We start from the raw sequence: 17,789 nt of genomic DNA, 5'->3' as shown, positions 1-17,789 counted from the left end.
AATAATTCCCCTTTCAGGATCTCTCAATTCCCACCACTCCGTTGGCGGACTCGTCCCATTCGATGAATTCCACCCCCTCAGGAATCAGATGATGACGGGTGCGCCGGTAATAGGATAACAGGCTTTCTCCATTCCCCTTTCTCCGATCATGGAGGACGAAAAAAATCTTCCGGTAGTCACGAGGGGCCAGGAGAAAGTAATACATGGCTTCGTTCCAAACGGCCATCTTGGCACTAGGCACCAAACCCGAAGCAGTCCAGCGGTGTGATTTACACTCAACAATGATCTTCGGGGACTCGGAACCGAGATCAAAGCGATGAATCCCCTTCAAATCAGACAACCCAATCCCAAGTGGAAACCTTGGAAGAAGGTCAATCCCTTGCAGGGCAAAGAATTTTCGGGCGAGATCTTCGAAATCGGCCCCCACATGTGAATTGCTGACGGAGCCTATCCTTTGATGAAGCAATCGTATCGCAGGAAAGGTAGGTTTTGCTTCGGATAAGGCAGGACCTTTCTGGCGAGACTTGATGAATGCGGAGGCCTCAAGAAAAACAGCCCGAGCCTCCTCCCGTTTGTATGGATAGACATTGAACGCTTGGGGGCTTGGATGCGGTGCCTCGAATATCCGCGCGTTGGTGACACATGAGATGATGTTCCGGGCAGATTGGGCGTTCTTACCAACCAGAACAATCCCTTCCAGATTCGGAAGTAGTGCCACAAGTTCACTCAGATAGGGAGTCGCCTGCTCAATATCCTCCGGAGTCACCTTTCTGATTTTCCTGCCGTTGCCCACATACCAAGGAACTATGTTCCAGAGAATCGTGTCGGCCCTCGGCAACAGAGAATCTTGAAGCAGACTGTTCATGTTTCTGGCCGTCTGGTCCGGATTATTCCGGGAAACAAACGAAGACCCAACAGCTCGAGGTCCAGGAGCTTCCAGAAGAAAAAGGAGTTTCGCACGAATTCCTCCATCGCAAGGATCGAAATCAGGGGTTTCGCGACCAATCCCGCGATCACTTCGCAGTCTTTCCAAATACTGGGTAAGCGGCTCCATATGAGGATGCGAAAGCATTCCTTTCCGCCGTTCCATTTCGACAGGGTCTTTTAGCGAGAACGATCGATCTTCAGGCTGCATGAATGAACCAAGGAAGGAATGAAAAATCCACTGGCTGTCAAGTGATGCCGCCTCTACCTACTCCCGTCATCGCGCTTTCCCTGACAAACCCCAAGGCTAGGAAAAGATGGCCGCGAAGTGGTTCGCCGCGATGACCGCCGCGGGAGTGAAGTAAGGCAGCGGTGCCAACCGGGCTTCGAAGGGGCGGACCCTCCCCCGCTTCCATCGTGCTCTGTTCCAATGATTCCGGGGGTATCCCTGCGGAATACTAAATAATGGTTAAATACCCCAAAATACCACATATGGTATTTTTATCTATAAAACAACACCACATATAGCGCAAATCATCCTCACTGATTGCCGTCACCGGATCCGCAGGTAAGCTCCCCGTTGCCCACTTCCCTCTCGGGCGTAACCTCTAACCTTTCCTGTCGGAATGTATTTAAAAACACTGGAGATCCACGGCTTCAAGTCGTTCGCGGACAAGACCGTGTTCGAATTCGCCCAAGGCGTGACCGGCATCGTCGGTCCGAACGGATGCGGCAAATCCAACGTCGTCGATGCCATCCGCTGGGTGCTCGGCGAGACCTCCGCCAAGGCCCTGCGCGGCGGCGAGATGGCGGACGTCATCTTCAACGGCACCGAGAAACGGAAGCCGCTGGGCATGGCGGAAGTCACGCTGACCATGGCGGACTGCGAGGAGTCGCTGAAGGTGGACTTCAACGAGGTATCCATCACCCGCCGGGTGTTCCGCGACGGCCGCTCCGAATACCGGATCAACAACACGCTGTGCCGCCTGAAGGACATCCATGACATGCTCATGGACACTGGCATCGGCCGCACCGCCTACTCGATCATGGCGCAGGGCCAGATCGACCAGATCCTTTCCTCCAAGCCGGAGGAACGCCGCGCGGTCTTCGAGGAAGCCGCCGGGATCACCAAGTTCAAGCGCGAGAAAAAGGAAGCGCTCCGCAAGCTGGAATACACGGAGGCCAACCTGCTGCGTGTCTCCGACGTGCTGGCGGAGCAGGAGCGCCGGATGAACTCCCTCCGCCGCCAAGTGGCGAAGGCCCGCCGCTATCAGGCGCTGGCTGCGGACACCCGCGTGCTGGACACCCATCTGGGTCATCGGAAATTCGTGGAGCTTTCCGCGGAACGCGCCGAGCTGGAAACCTCGATCCATGGCCTCGAAGTCCGCGACACCGAGCTGCAGATGCAGCTCCCCGCGAAAGAGCAGGCCGTTTCCGAAGCGCGTTCCGAAGCCCGCACGTTCGAGGGCGAACTCGCGGAACTCCGCCAGCGTCTCAACGAGCACCGCAACGCGCTGACCTCCGCATCCGGCCGGATGGCCTTCAACGAGGAGAGGAAAGCCGAGCTTGAGTCCCGCATCCGCCAGAACCACGAGGACATCGCCGCCACCCGCGAGAAGCTCGCGCAGCAGGAGTTCGACGTCATCGCCGCCAACGAGGCGCTCGACCAACTGAGCCGCCGCATCGCGGAGCAGGAGATCCTGCTTTCCGAACAGGAGCAGCGGACGCAAGGCACGCGTGACGAGCGCAACCGCATCGAGGCGACGCTCCGCGAGACCCGCGGCGAAGCGAACCGCACCCAGACGATCATCGCCTCCATGCAGGCGAAGATCGAGAGCGCGCTCGCCCAGCTTGAAGGGACGCGCGAACGCGCCCGCCAGCTTGCGGATGAGGAGCAGCGCCAGACCATCGCGATCGAGGAATCCCGCAGTGAGCAGACCCGCATCGCGGATGAGGTCCAGCAGACCGGCTCCATGCTTGCGGAGTTGGAGGAGACTTTCCAGGCAGCGGAACGCGGCTACCAGCACACCCGCGGGGACCTCGACGCCGCCCGCACCGCGGCCACCGAGTCGAACAAGATCCTCGCCCAGCGCGCGGCCCGTCTCCAGGCCGTCCGCCAGCTCGTCGAGAGCGGCGAGGGCTTTGAAAAAGGCACGCAGAACGTACTGAAAGGTCTCGGCCAGCCGGATGAGTTCAAGCCAGGCATCCACGGCGTCCTCGCCTCCTTCATCGAGGCGGACAACACCTGCGCCCGTGCCATCGAGGCCGCCCTCGGCAGCCACCTCCAGACGGTGCTGGTGCAAGACCAGAACGTGGCGGAAGCCATCATCCAGCGGCTCACGGAGAAGAGTCTCGGCATCGCCGCCATCCTCCCGGAAACCTTCATCGGCCACAGCAGCGGCACGCAGATGGAGGCACTGCCGGAAGGTGCCACCGCATGGGCGCTGGACCGGGTGAAGTCCGACCGCCGTGTCACCCCCATCATCGAGAAGCTGCTCGATAAAACACTCATCGTCCCGAACCTCAGCACCGCCCTGCGCCTGCGCCCGAATCATCCGGGCGTGACCATCATCACGCTCGCCGGAGTGATCCTCGGCGGCGAAGGCACGCTGCGCGGCGGTGCGACCCCTGAAGGAAATGCCTCCTTCCTGGAACGCCAGAACGAGGTCCGCACGCTGGAAGCGGAAGTCGCCGCGTTGACCGCCGCCGACGAAGCCGCCCGCAACCGCGTGGCCGAACTGGAAGCCCGCCTCGAGCAACTCAGAGAGGAAGTCGAGGTTTCCCGCGAACGCCTGCAACGCCAGAAGGTGGATCTCTCCACCCTCCAGGGCCAGCTCAGCCTCGCCAGCCGCGAGGTGGAGAACCTCGAAACCAAGCTGGAGAACATCCGCTGGGAGCGTGGTGAACTGGAGAACCGCGAACGCGCCGCCGCTGAAGGCCGCGAGCACCTGGAGTCCGAACTGGCCTCCGCCCGCGAGCGACTGGAAGGTCTGGAAACGGAAAGCCGCCGCCTCCAGTCGGAGTCGGATTCCGTCACCCGCCGCGAGCAGGAAATCACGGAGGAACTGAACCAGCTCCGCACAGAACTGGCCGTGGAGCGCCGCGCGAAGCAATCCGCCGAGGAACAGCAGAAGCCGATGGAGGCCCGCCTGTCCGAGCTCCGCGAGATCGCCATCCGCCGCGAGACGGAGATTTCCTCCTTCGACCAACGGATCGAGGCCGCCATCGCGGAGAACTCCCGCCTTGCCGAGGAATGCGAAACCCATCGCTGCGAGGTGGAGGATCTGGAGGTCGAAATCGAGTCCCGTGCCGCCGGTCGTGCCGTGTTGTTGGAGGCCATCGAAGCCGCCGAGATCGCCCTCGCCGCCGTCCGCCGGGACCATGCGCAGGTGAACGAACAGAAAGGCCGCGAGGAAGTCGCCGCGACCAAGCTGGACCTTCGCATCGAGAGCCTCGTCAACGCGATCCAGGAGCGCTACCAGATCGAGCTTGCCACCTTCGAGCCTGACGCCCACGCGCTGCTGGCGAGCATCGCTTCGCAAAAGGCGATGCAGGCACGCGGTGGCCGCCAGACCATCGTCTCCGGCGATGAGTCGGAGGAAGAGGAAATGCCCGTGATGGTGGTGGACGCCACCAAGTCCGATGATGATGAGATTCCGGGCGAGATGACCGGTGAGCCGGACTGGTCCTTCGTCGAAAGCATCGTCACCGACATCAAGCGCCGCCTCGATGCGATGGGACCGGTGAACCTCGATGCCATCGAAGAGTTCGAGGAACTGGAGGAGCGTTACAATTTCCTCCGCAACCAGCACGAGGATCTCGTCAGCTCGAAGGCCGAGTTGCTGGAGGTGATCGAGCGGATCAACACGGAAACCCAGCGCCTGTTCGCGGAGACCTTCGCCCAGGTGAAGGTGAACTTCCGCGGCATGTTCAAGGAACTCTTCGGCGAGAAGGGCGAAGCGGACCTCATGTTGCTGGATGAGTCCGACCCGCTGGAATCCGGCATCGAAGTCATCGCCAAGCCGCCCGGCAAGAAGCTCCAATCCATCACGCTGCTTTCCGGTGGTGAGCGGTCGATGACCGCCGTCGCCCTGCTGTTCTCGATCTACATGATCAAGCCCAGCCCGTTCTGCGTGCTGGACGAGCTGGACGCGCCACTGGACGAGTCGAACATCAACCGTTTCGTCAAGGTGCTGGACCGCTTCATCGACCGCAGCCAGTTCATCATCGTCACCCACTCGAAGCGGACCATGGCCCGCGCCGATGTCATGTATGGCGTGACGATGGAGGAGTTCGGAGTTTCCAAGCCGGTCGGCATGCGCCTCACGCACTCCGACGCGGCGTCCGACGCCCATAAGGGCGAGGCGAAGACCGCCGCCCAGAAAGCCGCCCTGCGGCTGGATGCCTGACGGCGCGACAAAAGATCTCCAGACAGGAGAGGGAAAACGGGGGTGGAGCGCATGGCCGGGTGGCCACCGCTCCGCCCCCAATTTCATTGCCCCCGGAAGCGGTGCATTCCCGTTGGCAAATCCGCAACCCCCACTACCTTCGGGGCCGACGGTGCGCCACCTGTCTCCCGATCCGCCATGATCTCCTCCGGCAACGTCCGACGCCGTCCCGTGCTCGCGGTGTTCATCGCATTCTGCTCCGCGTTGTTCTTCACGCTCACCTACGTGCTGAACCGCGCGAGCGCCACCGATGGCGGCCACTGGGCCTGGACTGCCAGCCTGCGCTATTTCATCACCCTTCCCCTGCTGCTTCCCCTCATGCCATGGCAGGGCGGTGTCCGGCCGATCCTGCTTTCGATCACCGCCCATCCCTGGGCGTGGTTGAAGTGCGGTGCCATCGGTTTCCTCCTATTCTATGGCACGCTCTCCTATGCGGCCTCCAGCGGCCCGTCGTGGCTGGTGGCGGGCACCTTCCAGTTCACGGTCATCGCCGGGATGCTCTGCTCGCCTTTCATCTATCGGGATGAAAGGAGGCGGATCCCCTCCTCCGGCATCGCCATATCCCTCCTCATCCTTTCCGGCGTGATCCTGATGCAGACCGGGCAGCGTGGCGAACCGCTGGATGCGCAGGCATGGATCGCGGCCGGTTGTGTGATCGTCGGCGCTGTTGCCTACCCTCTGGGCAACCGCCTGCTGCTGCTCCATCTGGAGCGGACCAAAGAAGAGCTGACCGCCGCGCAGCGGGTGTTCGGCATGACCCTGGTCAGCCAGCCACTGTGGATCCTGGTCGCGGTCTTTGGTTTCACCCAAGCCGGCCTGCCCTCTCCGGGCCAGATCGGGCTGGCGGCGGGGGTCGCCCTCAGTGCGGGCGTGATCGCCACGATCCTTTTCTTCGAAGCGACGGGCATGGTTAGGGACCAACCGATCGCACTGGGAGCGGCGGAATCCATGCAGGCTTCGGAGCTGATTTTCGCCATGTTGCTGGGCGTCACCTTTCTGAACGAATCATGGCCCCGCGGGATCGCGCTGACCGGTGCGATCCTTGTCATCCTCGGAATCATCGCCTTTGCCCTGCTCGTCTCCTGGATGTCACCGCCCGGCGGTGGGGACCTCAAGGCCATGCGGAGCGACAGAGGCGGCTGAGCACGGAGGAGCGTTATGAATACAAATCCGATTGGCATCCCCTTGCCGGATCAAAATCGGCCATTTGCACAAGTTATTCACAATCCCTCGATCATAGCATTCTGCACCGCGCGGGATCCTCGATTGGAAACGAAAACGTCGCAATCTAAGGCATTTCGGGTGGTTCCCCGTGATGTGAATAACTTGTGGAGAGCTGGGCGGATCTTTTTCTAAATCATCACAATATTTTTAATTCAAGCTAGTTACGAATCCAAACGAGCCATCAAGCTCCAAATCACCGGTGAATAAACTACATTGTAAGACTTGGACCCGTAATAGGAGTGATACATTTGTTCCAATCACTCATTCCACGCACCGGAGGCCTTGATATCACTGCATTTCGCGACTGTATCCGGGTTCTCACAAGTTATTCACAATCGTTTTTTGGCGGGTAATCTTGCCTTGGAAGGTCATGGTTCGCAGACTGGGTGGGACGCTTTCCCGGTATGCCGAATCCCGCTCTCCGAATCCTCTCCCAACACTATCCCACCATCTCCTCCGCAGCCGCGGAGGTGGCCGCGCTGAGAGCGACCAAGGAGCTGCCGAAGGGGGTGATCCACGTCATTTCCGACATCCACGGAGAGAACCAGAAGCTCCGGCATGTCATCAACAACGCCAGCGGCCGGCTGCGCCCTCTGGTCGAAACATCTTTCGGCGATCATCTGGATGCGGACGAAGTGCAGGACCTGATGAATGTTCTCTACTATCCGACCGAGGTCATCATCCTGAAGAAGCCCGCGCTGCTGGCGGATTCCACCCGCCGCCACGCCTGGGTGAAGACCATCCTCGAGCGGCAGTTCACCCTGATCCGCGCGCTGATCCGCACCCGCCGGCGCAAGGATGTGAAGGTGCTGGCCCCGAAAGAGCACCGGGAATTCTTCGAAGCGATGCTCAACTACCCGGCAGGCGGCCACGACCCGGCGATGATCGACGTCCAGTTGCGGGAAATCAGCGCGCTGGATCTGGATTTCGAGCTGATCCGGACGGCATCCCATTTCATCCGGAACCTGACGGTCGAGGAACTGATCGTGGCGGGCGACCTGGGTGACCGTGGTCCACGTCTGGACAAGGTGGTGGACTACCTGATGCGTCAGCCGAATGTCTCATTGGTATGGGGCAACCATGACGTCATCTGGATGGGGGCCTGCCTCGGCCAGCGGGCGTCCATCGCCACGGTGCTGAGGATTTCCCTGCGGTATCTCCGGATGTACCAGATCGAGGAAGGCTACGGTTTGCTGACGAAACCACTCGAAATGCTGGCACTGACGATCTATGGGAGCGATCCCGCCGAAAGGTTCCAGGCAAAGCGCAGCGGCCGGCGTGATCCGCTGACTGTGGCGCGGATGCAGAAAGCCATCGCCGTCATCCAGTTCAAGCTGGAAGGCCAGCTCATCGCCCGGCACCCGGAGTGGGAGATGGGGAAAAGGGATCTGCTGAAACACCTCGACCACGCGGACGGCACCATCACCATCGACGGTGTCACCCATCCCCTGCGGGACACTTTCTTTCCGACCATCGACCCAGCGGATCCGAACCGCCTCTCACCGGAGGAGGAGGACTGCATGCAGCAGATCGAACAGAGCTTCGTCAGTTCACCGCGGCTGTGGCAGCACATGAACTGGATGGCGGAATACGGCCGGATGGCGGTCGTTCGGGACCAGGCGGTCATCTTCCACGCCTGCCTGCCGGTGGAGGAATGCGGGAGGTACCTGCCGCTGGTGGTGGATGGCCGTGAACACCGTGGGCCGGAGCTTTTCGAAGCCTTCACCAAGGTCATCAAACGCGCCTTCCGATCCGGTGCCGCTGACGCCACGGAGGCCGACAAGGACTGGTTCTACTACCTGTGGGCCGGTCCCCTCTCCCCGCTCTTCGGGAAGGACCGGATGGCGACGCTGGAGACCTATCTCATCGCGGACAAGTCCACCCACAAGGAGCACAGCAATCCATGGTTCCAGTGGATCCACGACTTCGACTTCTGCGACCAGATCGCCAGGGACATGGGTGTGGAAGGCGGCGGCCTGTTGGTGAACGGCCACGTGCCGGTGAAGATCGACAAGGGTGAGAACCCGGTGAAGCGGGGTGGCAATGCCATCACCATCGATGGAGCCTTTTCGGAGGCCTACGGTGACCGCGGCTACACACTGATCCTCGGTCCGGAGGGAGACACGCTGGCGGAGCACCACGCCTTCCCTGACCCGAAGACCGCCGTTCTGGAAGGATTGGACATCATTCCCAAAATGACGGTCTTGCGGAAATTCGACACGCCGCGGAAGGTGCGGGATACGGAACGCGGTGCGGAGATCGACATTTCGATCAACATGCTGCTCCAACTCATCGACGCCTACCGCAACGGCGAACTGCACGAGAAAAAGTAGCGGAAGCTTTGAGGCTTCCGCGTGGAGGGAAGTCTGTTGGGGACCGGCCCCGGTTGGGTGGTGGTGGGTTTACTCCGCCGAACCTCTCACGAGGTTCGCTACCCTGCGTCCCTCGCGGCCACCTGCCGCTTCATGTCGGCCAACAGCCGCTCCATCTCCGGAACCGGCACTCCGGCCTGTCTCGCACGACGGATGGGTTCCTCCCAGATGGGACCCAACTCAAGTTCACGACCTTCGACGAAATCGATCATGGTCGATGGCTTGTAGGAGCCCATCGGCCGGGTGCGCCCGATGTTCCATTCGATCCAGGATTCCTCCACCCCCAGCCCCTGCGCGTTCGCAGCGGCCACGACCTCATGCATGATCGTCCTGATGCGATTTTCAACGGCCGGGTCCGCCAGCAGGATGTCGGTGGTGACGCCTCCTTCCGCGACGGAGAGGCCGTTGAAGGGGACATTCCAGATGAGTTTCTCCCACTGCGCGCGCTGGAGATTATCCGCCGCCGAGCATGGGATGCCCGCCGCCTTGAAACGGTGGGCGATTTCCTCCGCCCTCCCTTCGACTCCGCGCGCGTATTCCCCCACCATGATCTTGCCGCCCGCAGTATGGCTGACCAATCCGGAGGAAAGCCGGTTGATGCAGACGAAGCAAAGCCCGCCAAGCACCCGCTCCGGCCCCACAATCTCCGCGATCGCCTCGCAATTCCCCAGCCCGTTCTGGAGCGTCAGCACCTCGGTCGCGCAATGCAGCAACGGCGGCAGAACATCCGGCAGGCTCGCGTTGGCGGTCGCCTTCCAGCAGACGATCACCAGGTCCACCGGGCCGATTTCCTCCGGTGTCCGGAAGGCCTGGACCTTCGGAAGATCGAAGTCACCCTCGCAGCTTTCGACCTTCAGACCATTCTTCGAAATTTCATCAAAATCCGAGCGCAGCAGGAATTTCACGTTCTCCCCGGCCTGCGCCAGCCGCCCGCCATAATACAAGCCGATGGCACCTGAACCGACGATCGCCACACTCTTGAAATTCCATGCCATGCCCGAGCGTCGGACATCCCACGAACGGCGTCAAATCAGTCTTCCTTGTAGCTCTCCGCGCGACGTTCGTCGATGCAGCGGGTCAGCCACCCGACGAGTTTTTCCGCTTCCTCTGATTCATGGCGCATCGAGCTGAGGGCGTTCCAGTCCAGATGAGGCCGGGAACGCGGCGCGGCGATGCGGTTGATCTCCAGACGGGCCATGATCGCTTCGGTTTCCCGTGGGTGGGCGTTGAGGATGTTCGCCGGACGCGGCAGCTCCTCCAGCGCCTCCGCCGTCAGGCCGAAAGATGTGACACCGACTCCAAATGCGGCGCTGAGTTTCCGCAGGCTGTCCGCCAGCGCCTCGTCCTCCACAGGACCGGCATAGATCAACTCCCCGCCCTGCGACCACATGGAGACGGCGAGGGTCTGGAAAAAGTCCTCACGGTAGGTGGACAGCGACGGCTGCAGCCTCAGACGGGCGGCATGCAGGCGGAACGGAGGGATGCCCAGCCGCTGCTTGAACGCCAGCATCGTCTCATCCAGGGACATTTCCTCGTCCGGCGAGCCGCCGGTTTCCCAATCGACCAGAACCAGTTCGGGATACTTCCAGAGATTGCTGATCGGGGCGTCCTTGCCGAATGCCTTGCGGAAAGCGAATGGGAAACGTCCGTTGACCTCGTAGTAGCGGGTGACCACCGCGCGGAACTTGCGGATACGCAGCATGGCGTCATCCATCCCGCCATGGTCGGCCGTGAGATCCTCCAGACGCCCTTGGGTCATTGAGAGCAGTTCCTGGGCACCGGACAGCTCCGGCAGCGGCGCGCTGCGGCGGTAGTAGCCCTGGCCTTTCTCGACCTTGGCGATCGGCGAGGCCGGATCACAGGACATGATCGAGAAATGGTAGCGCAGGGAGGCGTCCGAATAGTTCCCGGTGAGTTGCAGGCGGGTCAGGCGGATCAGCTCGGTGCCTTTGATCGCATCGGAAGGGTTGCCGGGAAGGAGAGCGGGCAGGATGTCCGATAGCTGTTTGCGGAGACTCATGGGTGATGGGGAACGTGCGGAGCGTTCGCCGAGAATCCAATTCGGAGCAGGTCCGATCATCAAGCTTCAAAAAGGAGGATTTTAGAATTCCGATTCCGCCGTAAGGGTTTTTTGAAGGAAATCACCCCGGCACTTGTCCTATCAGGTGATTGAGCCATCTTTGACGTATGAATTTCAAAATCGCCCTCGCGTCCACCATCGCCCTCGTCGCTCCCGCGGCGTTCGCCCAGAATGCCCAGCAGATCCTGGAGGGAGCGCGTGTTTCCGCCACCCTCACCCAGGTGGAGGAAGGCCTGAACGGGAAGTTGAATGGGAAAGTACCCATCGTCCTCTACCTGAAGGGTAAGGAAATTCAGTTCCAGTTCCACGAAAACAACATCTGGCAGACGTTCCACATGCGTCTCTCGGACAAGTCCTATGACCTGTTCGAAATGAAGGATGAAAAGACCTTCAAGTTCCCGGATGCGAAGATCACCCAACCCATCGCGGGCACAGATCTGACCTATGAGGACCTCGCCCTGCGTTTCTTCTACTGGCCGAACCCGACACTGGAAGGCCAGGAGCAGATCGGCGGACGCCCCGCCTACAAGCTGCGGGTGAACAAGCCGAAGGGCACGGCGGGCCGGTATGACACCGTCTATATCTGGGTGGACGCGAAGTTCGGCGCCTTCATGCAGATCCGCGGCTTCAGCAACAGCAAGCTGCTGAAGGAGTTCAAGGTCGAGGATGTGATGGAGATCGGCGGAGGCGTCTGGACGCTGAAAAAGATGCAGGTCTCCACCTATGACGGGGACGCCGGCAAGGAACGGCGCACCTCCGTCACCACGGTGACGTTCGACACGCCGAAGAAAGCCGGTCCGCGGGGACTCAGGAAGTGATCACTGTCCAGGGGCTGGCGTCGGGAACGGAGCCGGTCCTTGTCCGGGAGCCGGCTGCTGTTTGGCGCTGGCTTTCTCGATGAACGGCTGGAGACGGGCCTGGAGGAGAGCCTGCTTGCTCTGGGCTTCCTGCATGCCCAGCATGGCGGATTTCTGCATGATCTCCGGCATGGCTTTCACCGTTTTCTGGCCGATCGGGGAAACATAGAACGCATTGAGTTCCTTCAGTTCCTCAACGGTGAAAGTCTGGGCGTAGAGTTTCGTCACTTCCTCGCGCAGCTTCGTCTGGTCCAGATCCTTGGTGAACCACTCCTTGTAGGCTTCCCGGAGATCGTTGGAGTCCTTCTCGTCGAGTTGAAGACGCTTCGCGAGGCCTTCGATCATGGGAGTCATGGTCGCAAGACCGGCTTCGTGCTGCTTCTCCAGTCCGAGTGCCTTGGTGAGTTCCTTGGCGGCATTGAGGGCTTCCGCGGAAGGCTCCGCCTGGGCGAAAATGGCTGAGACGGAAAGCAACAACAGCAGAAGCGGGCGTTTCATGATGAGGCAGACACTCGCGCAAATCCCGAAACGGTCAAGGAATCCTTGGGGCATCCGCCTGCGTTCCGCCGGAGCTCTCCGTATGGAGGGTGGACATTGCGGCTATGCCGCTATGTCCGCCTCGCTCCCATTCCTGTCCCCCGGCTGCAGCAGGAACCCACGGCAAAGGCGTCCTACGACAGAAGGAAAGGAAGGCAAGCCTCCGGATTGCCTCAAAAAAAGGATCAACCTCAGGGCATTCCCCGTCGGATGTTGGCAATCCGGAGGCTTGCCTTCCTGTCGCGCCCCGCCGTTTCACACATCGCCAATGCCGCCGGACCACAAGAGTGTCCTCCGTCCTTACTTTTCCGTCAGCCAGAGCGCGGCCTGTTTCGCGAAGTAAGTGAGGATCATGTCCGCGCCCGCCCGCTTGATGCCGGTGAGGGATTCCAGGACGACGTTCCTTTCGTCAAGCCATCCGGCGGCGCACGCGCTTTTCAGCATGAGGTATTCCCCGCTGACCTGATAGGCCGCCACCGGCAGGGTGGAGGCATCCCGGACGCGGGAAATGATGTCTAGGTAGGGTCCGGCGGGTTTCACCATCAGGATGTCAGCCCCCTCCATCTCGTCCATGCCTGCCTCGCGGATCGCCTCGCGGGCGTTGGCCGGGTCCATCTGGTAGGTTTTCTTGTCCCCTTCCTTCGGCGCGGAATCGAGCGCACCACGGAATGGTCCGTAGAAGGCGGAGGCATACTTCGCGGTGTAGCTCATGATCGCCACCTGCGCGAATCCCTCCGCATCCAGCGCGGCCCGGATGGCGGCGACGCGGCCGTCCATCATGTCCGATGGCGAGACGATGTCCGCCCCCGCACGCGCATGGCAGAGCGCCTGTTGGCAAAGCACCTCGACGGTCTCGTCGTTGAGGATCTCCAGCTCCCCCCTTTCATTCCGGCGCACGATGCCGTCGTGGCCGTCGCTGTTGTAGGGATCCAGTGCGACGTCAGTGATGACGCAGAGATTGGGATGGGCGGACTTCAGCGCACGGATCGCCCGCGGAACCAGACCGTCGTCGTTGTGGCATTCGTCCGCTATGGATGATTTCAGATCCTCTTCGATCTTCGGGAAAAGCACCACCGCAGGCACACCCGCGGCCAGCGACTCCCCGGCCTCACGCACCAGTCCATCAAGCGACCAGCGGGTGCAGCCCGGCATCGACGCGATGGGCGTATCGGTGGCATCCTCATGGAAGAAAACCGGGAGGATGAAATCCGACGGCGAAAGCACGGTCTCGCGGACCAGCGAACGGATGGCGGCGGTGCGGCGATTGCGGCGGGGACGGATGGGAAGATTCATCTGGGTATCAAGGGAAAGATTCAGTCACCCACCGCCACGGCATTGGCGGCCGCGTAGTCTTTCGCATGGGTGAGGCTGATCTGGATTTCGGAAATGCCCCGGCCTGTGGCGTATTCCGCCGCAGTGCCGTGGAGGGCCAGCTTCGGGGCACCTGAAGGATCCCGGACGATCTCGAGATCGAGCCAGCCGGCCTCCCCGCCGATGCCAGTCCCCAGCGCCTTGGAAACCGCCTCCTTCGCCGCGAAGCGCGCGGCATAGTGGAGCCCGGCACGTTTCTGCGCGGCACAGTAGGCACGCTCCGCATCCGTGAACAGACGCGAGAGGAATGGCTCGCCATGGCGGGCGATGGCGGACTCGATCCGGTCCACCTCCACCACGTCGATGCCTATGCCGTGGATGCGCATGTTCTCAGTGGGGATACCCGGCCATCAGCTCCTTCATCTCCCGCACGGCGGCGGTGAGGCCCACCCGGGTGGCACGGGCGATGATGCTGTGGCCGATGTTCAGCTCCGCGAGGTGGGGCACCTCGAACAGACGGGTCACATTGGTGTAGTTGATGCCATGGCCCGCGTTGACCTGCATCCCGGAAAGATGGGCTTCCTCCGCCGCCGCAACGAGCCGTTCGATCTGGCCTTTCACCAGATCCCCCTGGGCGTTGGAAAAACATCCGGTGTGAAGCTCCACCATGTCCGCGCACGCTTCGCCCGCGGCCTCCACCTGCTTGAGATCCGGATTGATGAAAAGACTGACCTTCATGCCCGCGCTCTGGAGGCGTGCGACCACCATCCGGGTGGTGTCGAAACGGCCGAGGACATCCAGTCCGCCTTCCGTGGTGATCTCCTCACGGGTTTCAGGGACCAGACAGACAAATTCCGGCTTCAACTTCAGGGCAAGACCCAGCATTTCCTCCGTGATGCCCATCTCCAGGTTCAGCGGAGCCTTGATCTTTTCCCGGATCTCATAGGCATCCGCGTCCTGCATGTGACGGCGGTCCATCCGCACGTGGATGGTCAGGGAGTCAGCCCCGCCTTCAAGTGCATCCACACCGGCCTGATAGGGCGACGGCTCGGAGTTCGGAGAGGTGGGCATGTGCGCGTACCGCGCCTGCCGCAAGGTGGCGATATGGTCGATGTTGACCCCTAGGAGCAAAGACATGCGCGGTTTCTACCCCCTCGCCGCCCATCCCGCAAGGGCGGTTCTCAGCGGTTCAATATGGGGCCAGCAGGGTGAACGGCCAGACAGGAATGTTCCGCAGAACCCAGAAAGCGATCATCAGCCAGGCAAGCGCCCATGCCCCCTTCGCCCCCGGATTCATCCGGAATGGAGGCGGCCGGTTGCGGACCCAGCCGATTCCTTCGAAAGCCAGTGCCATCATGCCAACCGGCAGCAGCACCATTCCGACGGGGTTCATGCGGAACGCCCGTGGAAGATCCCCGTGCAGGGTGGCATAGGCGGCGCGCGTCATGCCACACCCGGGGCAATGGAGGCCGGTTGCCTTGTGAAGAAGGCAACCGGGATACCATGACATGCCCCCCGGCGCGCGGTGGTAGAGCATGGTCGCACCGATGGCCATCAGCAGCACCGCGAGCGCCACCACCAATGCCCGGTCTTTCCTCATGGGGTAGGACTGGAGGCCGCCGCCGCTCCCACGCCAACGACGATCATGCCGACGATGTAGATGATCCAGAATGCCGCCGAAACCCCGAAGCCGATGAGCGTCCACATCTTCGCCTTCGCCGCGGCGGCTTTCGCACCCTCGATGTCACCTGCGACCTTCAGCCCGTCGACTTTCGCCGCATAGACGATGCCGGGGATGCCGCAGACCGGACAGCACAGGACCGCCACGACGATGGACTGCCACAGCCAGTTGGTGATCACCTCTCCGCTCGCCACGGGCGGAGAATAAGGTGAGGTGGGGGCGGAATAAGGAGTGGCCGGAGATTCAGCGGGAATCGTGGAAACGGGAGCCGCAGCGGAGGTTGTCCGCAGTTCCGCCACCTGGGATGCGGGGATCCAGTCGCCCATGCCGTCTTTCCAGACCAGATCCGCCGGAGAAACTTCACCGGAGGCAAGCTTTGAAATGAGTTCACCCTGGGCCACAGGGCCGAGCTGGGTGCCGTTCTTGGAGTAATACCACTGCATGATTTGTCGGGATTGCTGGAACGCCCCTAACCAATCATAGGAAGGCTTTGGTGGCAATTCATTGTGCTGCGATCATGAAGATGAACAGCACGATGCCAACCAGGCAGGAAATGATCTGGATATAGCCCATGATCAGGCCGGAAATGGCCATGCCCCTTCCGCCCATCGGCAGCGGGCTGTTGGTGATCTGCTTCAGCGCGAGGTGTCCACAGATCACCGCGGGGATACCGAGAATGATCAGACAACTGACGAGCCCCAGGATGCCGCAGACCATGCTGGCGATGGCATTGCCGGAGGTGGGGGCGAAATTCTGGGCGTATCCCTGATAGGGGGCCGTGGGGGTCGCATATGGTGAGGCGGGGTATCCCGCCGGCACCAAGGGTTGGCCGGACAATTCCGGCACCTGGGAAAGTGGCAGCCAGTCCGGCATACCCTCGCGCCAAACCAGCGTCTGGAGATTGACCCTGCCCTGTTGGATCGCCGCGCGGATGGATCCATCATCCATCGGTCCGACCTGCTGGCCATTTTCTCCGTAGTACCAATGCCCCATTTTCTGGAATGTGTTCGTGCACATCATCCAGCCTCCCGCACCGGAGGCAATCCCCAAATCACCGGACTCCCCTCATGAAAACAGTTGCCCGGTTCCTCTCCCCCGCTACCCTCCCCCACCTATGATCGTCGCACCAAAGATCCGTGGATTCATCTGCACCACCGCCCATCCGGATGGATGCGCGAAACACGTCGCCGAACAGATCGCCGTGGTGAAGAACCGCGGACTCATCGCCAACGGCCCGAAGAAGGTGCTCGTGATCGGATCCTCCACCGGCTACGGACTCTCCTCCCGCATCGCCGCCGCCTTCGGCTCGAACGCCGCCACCATCGGCGTGTTCTTCGAAAAGCCCGGTGAAGCGGAGAAGTGCGGCACCGCCGGTTGGTATAACTCCGCCGCCTTCGAAAAAGAAGCGGCAGCCGCCGGTCTCTATGCCCGCTCTTTCAACGGCGACGCCTTTTCCGATGATGTGAAGGCTCAGGTCATCGCCGCGATCAAGGCCGACCTCGGCCAGGTCGATTGCGTGGTCTACAGCCTGGCCTCCCCGCGCCGCACCGATCCGAAATCCGGCGAGGTCTATAAGTCCGTCCTCAAGCCCATCGGTTCCAGCTACACCAACAAGAACCTGAACACGACCAGCGGGGTCGTGAACGAAGTCTCCATTGAGCCCGCGGAAGGCGACGACATCGCGCAGACCGTGGCGGTCATGGGCGGCGAGGACTGGCAGCTCTGGATCGACGCGCTGCTGGACGCCGGTGTGCTGGCGGATGGCGTGCAGACCGTCTCCTACTCCTACATCGGGCCGGAAGTCACCTGGCCGATCTACAAGAACGGCACCATCGGCAAGGCGAAGGAAGACCTCGAACGCGTGCAGCGCGAACTGGACGCCAAGCTGGCCCCGCTCCACGGCAAGGCATGGGTCTCCGTCAACAAGGCGCTCGTCACCCAGGCCAGTTCCGCCATCCCGGTCGTCCCGCTCTACATCTCCCTCCTCTACAAGGCGATGAAAGCCGCGGGCACCCATGAAGACACCATCGAGCAGATGGACCGCCTTTTCCGCGACCGCCTCTACAGCGGCGACGCGCAGCCTGACGAAGCGGGCCGCATCCGCGTGGATGACTGGGAAATGACTCCGGAGATCCAGGGCATCGTGGACCAACGGTGGAAGGAAGTGAACACGGAGAACCTCAGCGAGCTGGGCGACTTCGAGGGCTATCAATCCAGCTTCCTCCGCCTCTTCGGCTTCGGCCTGGCAGGCGTGGACTACTCCGCGGAGACGGACACCTCCGTGGGAGTGCCTTCGCTTTCCTGACCTCACACGGCCGGGCGTGACCTTGCGGGAATCACTTCGTTTGCTTGACT

15 protein-coding genes are annotated in these 17,789 nt (G+C 61.5%); 5 read left to right on the top strand and 10 right to left on the bottom strand.

Going from position 1 to position 17,789, the window contains the following annotated elements; all coding sequences use genetic code 11:
* Window positions 1-13: 13 nt before the first annotated feature.
* Window positions 14-1,135 carry a uracil-DNA glycosylase gene (locus tag KF712_03505; GenBank protein MBX3740033.1) on the bottom strand — a complete coding sequence of 374 codons (1,122 nt, stop codon included), beginning with the start codon at window positions 1,133-1,135 and terminating at the stop codon, window positions 14-16.
* Window positions 1,136-1,550: 415 nt separating this feature from the next.
* Between KF712_03505 and smc the strand changes: the two genes are divergently transcribed.
* The 3 genes from smc to KF712_03490 all read left to right on the top strand — a co-directional run bounded on the left by smc (window position 1,551) and on the right by KF712_03490 (window position 8,929).
* Window positions 1,551-5,333 (top strand): chromosome segregation protein SMC, encoded by a 3,783-nt coding sequence (gene smc / locus KF712_03500; GenBank protein ID MBX3740032.1) that lies wholly within the window; start codon window positions 1,551-1,553, stop codon window positions 5,331-5,333.
* Window positions 5,334-5,510: 177 nt separating this feature from the next.
* On the top strand, window positions 5,511-6,515 hold the full coding sequence (locus KF712_03495; protein ID MBX3740031.1) for a multidrug resistance efflux transporter family protein: 1,005 nt from the start codon (window positions 5,511-5,513) through the stop codon (window positions 6,513-6,515).
* A 485-nt stretch (window positions 6,516-7,000) separates the two neighbouring features.
* The gene (locus KF712_03490) at window positions 7,001-8,929 is read left to right on the top strand and encodes a fructose-bisphosphatase class III (GenBank protein ID MBX3740030.1); all 1,929 of its coding nucleotides are present in this window, start codon (window positions 7,001-7,003) and stop codon (window positions 8,927-8,929) included.
* A gap of 98 nt (window positions 8,930-9,027) precedes the next feature.
* On the opposite strand, the gene KF712_03485 is transcribed toward KF712_03490, so the two are convergent.
* Both KF712_03485 and KF712_03480 read right to left on the bottom strand, forming a co-directional pair.
* Entirely contained in the window at window positions 9,028-9,963 is a 936-nt protein-coding gene (locus tag KF712_03485) for a 2-dehydropantoate 2-reductase (protein ID MBX3740029.1), read from the bottom strand.
* A gap of 35 nt (window positions 9,964-9,998) precedes the next feature.
* Entirely contained in the window at window positions 9,999-10,988 is a 990-nt protein-coding gene (locus tag KF712_03480) for a hypothetical protein (GenBank protein MBX3740028.1), read from the bottom strand.
* A 167-nt stretch (window positions 10,989-11,155) separates the two neighbouring features.
* Between KF712_03480 and KF712_03475 the strand changes: the two genes are divergently transcribed.
* Window positions 11,156-11,866: an outer membrane lipoprotein-sorting protein gene (locus KF712_03475; GenBank protein MBX3740027.1), complete on the top strand. Its 711-nt coding sequence runs from the start codon at window positions 11,156-11,158 to the stop codon at window positions 11,864-11,866.
* On the opposite strand, the gene KF712_03470 is transcribed toward KF712_03475, so the two are convergent.
* From KF712_03470 to KF712_03440, 7 genes are all read right to left on the bottom strand, one after another.
* On the bottom strand, window positions 11,867-12,403 hold the full coding sequence (locus tag KF712_03470) for a DUF2059 domain-containing protein (GenBank protein ID MBX3740026.1): 537 nt from the start codon (window positions 12,401-12,403) through the stop codon (window positions 11,867-11,869).
* A gap of 339 nt (window positions 12,404-12,742) precedes the next feature.
* Window positions 12,743-13,735: a porphobilinogen synthase gene (hemB, locus tag KF712_03465; GenBank protein MBX3740025.1), complete on the bottom strand. Its 993-nt coding sequence runs from the start codon at window positions 13,733-13,735 to the stop codon at window positions 12,743-12,745.
* Between the two features lie 20 nt (window positions 13,736-13,755).
* Window positions 13,756-14,139 carry a holo-ACP synthase gene (acpS, locus tag KF712_03460; protein MBX3740024.1) on the bottom strand — a complete coding sequence of 128 codons (384 nt, stop codon included), beginning with the start codon at window positions 14,137-14,139 and terminating at the stop codon, window positions 13,756-13,758.
* A gap of 4 nt (window positions 14,140-14,143) precedes the next feature.
* The gene (locus KF712_03455; GenBank protein ID MBX3740023.1) at window positions 14,144-14,890 is read right to left on the bottom strand and encodes a pyridoxine 5'-phosphate synthase; all 747 of its coding nucleotides are present in this window, start codon (window positions 14,888-14,890) and stop codon (window positions 14,144-14,146) included.
* A gap of 52 nt (window positions 14,891-14,942) precedes the next feature.
* On the bottom strand, window positions 14,943-15,353 hold the full coding sequence (locus KF712_03450; protein MBX3740022.1) for a DUF2752 domain-containing protein: 411 nt from the start codon (window positions 15,351-15,353) through the stop codon (window positions 14,943-14,945).
* The gene (locus tag KF712_03445; protein ID MBX3740021.1) at window positions 15,350-15,877 is read right to left on the bottom strand and encodes a DUF4339 domain-containing protein; all 528 of its coding nucleotides are present in this window, start codon (window positions 15,875-15,877) and stop codon (window positions 15,350-15,352) included. Before KF712_03445 ends, KF712_03450 begins: the two co-directional genes overlap by 4 nt.
* A gap of 58 nt (window positions 15,878-15,935) precedes the next feature.
* Window positions 15,936-16,382 carry a DUF4190 domain-containing protein gene (locus KF712_03440; GenBank protein ID MBX3740020.1) on the bottom strand — a complete coding sequence of 149 codons (447 nt, stop codon included), beginning with the start codon at window positions 16,380-16,382 and terminating at the stop codon, window positions 15,936-15,938.
* Between the two features lie 166 nt (window positions 16,383-16,548).
* Between KF712_03440 and KF712_03435 the strand changes: the two genes are divergently transcribed.
* A complete protein-coding gene (locus tag KF712_03435; protein MBX3740019.1) occupies window positions 16,549-17,739 on the top strand; it encodes a trans-2-enoyl-CoA reductase family protein in 1,191 nt (396 codons plus the stop codon).
* Window positions 17,740-17,789: the final 50 nt, after the last annotated feature.

Source organism: Akkermansiaceae bacterium (assembly GCA_019634595.1).
Classification (GTDB): domain Bacteria; phylum Verrucomicrobiota; class Verrucomicrobiia; order Verrucomicrobiales; family Akkermansiaceae; genus Luteolibacter.
The sequence above is the reverse complement of the archived record's forward strand: the minus strand, read 5'-3'. Positions and strand labels throughout refer to the sequence as shown.

Bases quoted from the DNA above. Each gene is read 5' to 3' on its own strand.
- KF712_03475 (MBX3740027.1), top strand. From the start codon at position 11,156: ATGAATTTCAAAATCGCCCTCGCGTCCACCATCGCCCTCGTCGCTCCC.
- smc (MBX3740032.1), top strand. From the start codon at position 1,551: ATGTATTTAAAAACACTGGAGATCCACGGCTTCAAGTCGTTCGCGGAC.
- KF712_03480 (MBX3740028.1), bottom strand. From the start codon at position 10,988: ATGAGTCTCCGCAAACAGCTATCGGACATCCTGCCCGCTCTCCTTCCC.
- KF712_03440 (MBX3740020.1), bottom strand. From the start codon at position 16,382: ATGGATGATGGATCCATCCGCGCGGCGATCCAACAGGGCAGGGTCAAT.
- KF712_03495 (MBX3740031.1), top strand. From the start codon at position 5,511: ATGATCTCCTCCGGCAACGTCCGACGCCGTCCCGTGCTCGCGGTGTTC.
- KF712_03505 (MBX3740033.1), bottom strand. From the start codon at position 1,135: ATGCAGCCTGAAGATCGATCGTTCTCGCTAAAAGACCCTGTCGAAATG.
- KF712_03435 (MBX3740019.1), top strand. From the start codon at position 16,549: ATGATCGTCGCACCAAAGATCCGTGGATTCATCTGCACCACCGCCCAT.
- KF712_03470 (MBX3740026.1), bottom strand. From the start codon at position 12,403: ATGAAACGCCCGCTTCTGCTGTTGTTGCTTTCCGTCTCAGCCATTTTC.
- KF712_03445 (MBX3740021.1), bottom strand. From the start codon at position 15,877: ATGCAGTGGTATTACTCCAAGAACGGCACCCAGCTCGGCCCTGTGGCC.
- KF712_03455 (MBX3740023.1), bottom strand. From the start codon at position 14,890: ATGTCTTTGCTCCTAGGGGTCAACATCGACCATATCGCCACCTTGCGG.
- hemB (MBX3740025.1), bottom strand. From the start codon at position 13,735: ATGAATCTTCCCATCCGTCCCCGCCGCAATCGCCGCACCGCCGCCATC.
- KF712_03490 (MBX3740030.1), top strand. From the start codon at position 7,001: ATGCCGAATCCCGCTCTCCGAATCCTCTCCCAACACTATCCCACCATC.
- KF712_03450 (MBX3740022.1), bottom strand. From the start codon at position 15,353: ATGAGGAAAGACCGGGCATTGGTGGTGGCGCTCGCGGTGCTGCTGATG.
- KF712_03485 (MBX3740029.1), bottom strand. From the start codon at position 9,963: ATGGCATGGAATTTCAAGAGTGTGGCGATCGTCGGTTCAGGTGCCATC.
- acpS (MBX3740024.1), bottom strand. From the start codon at position 14,139: ATGCGCATCCACGGCATAGGCATCGACGTGGTGGAGGTGGACCGGATC.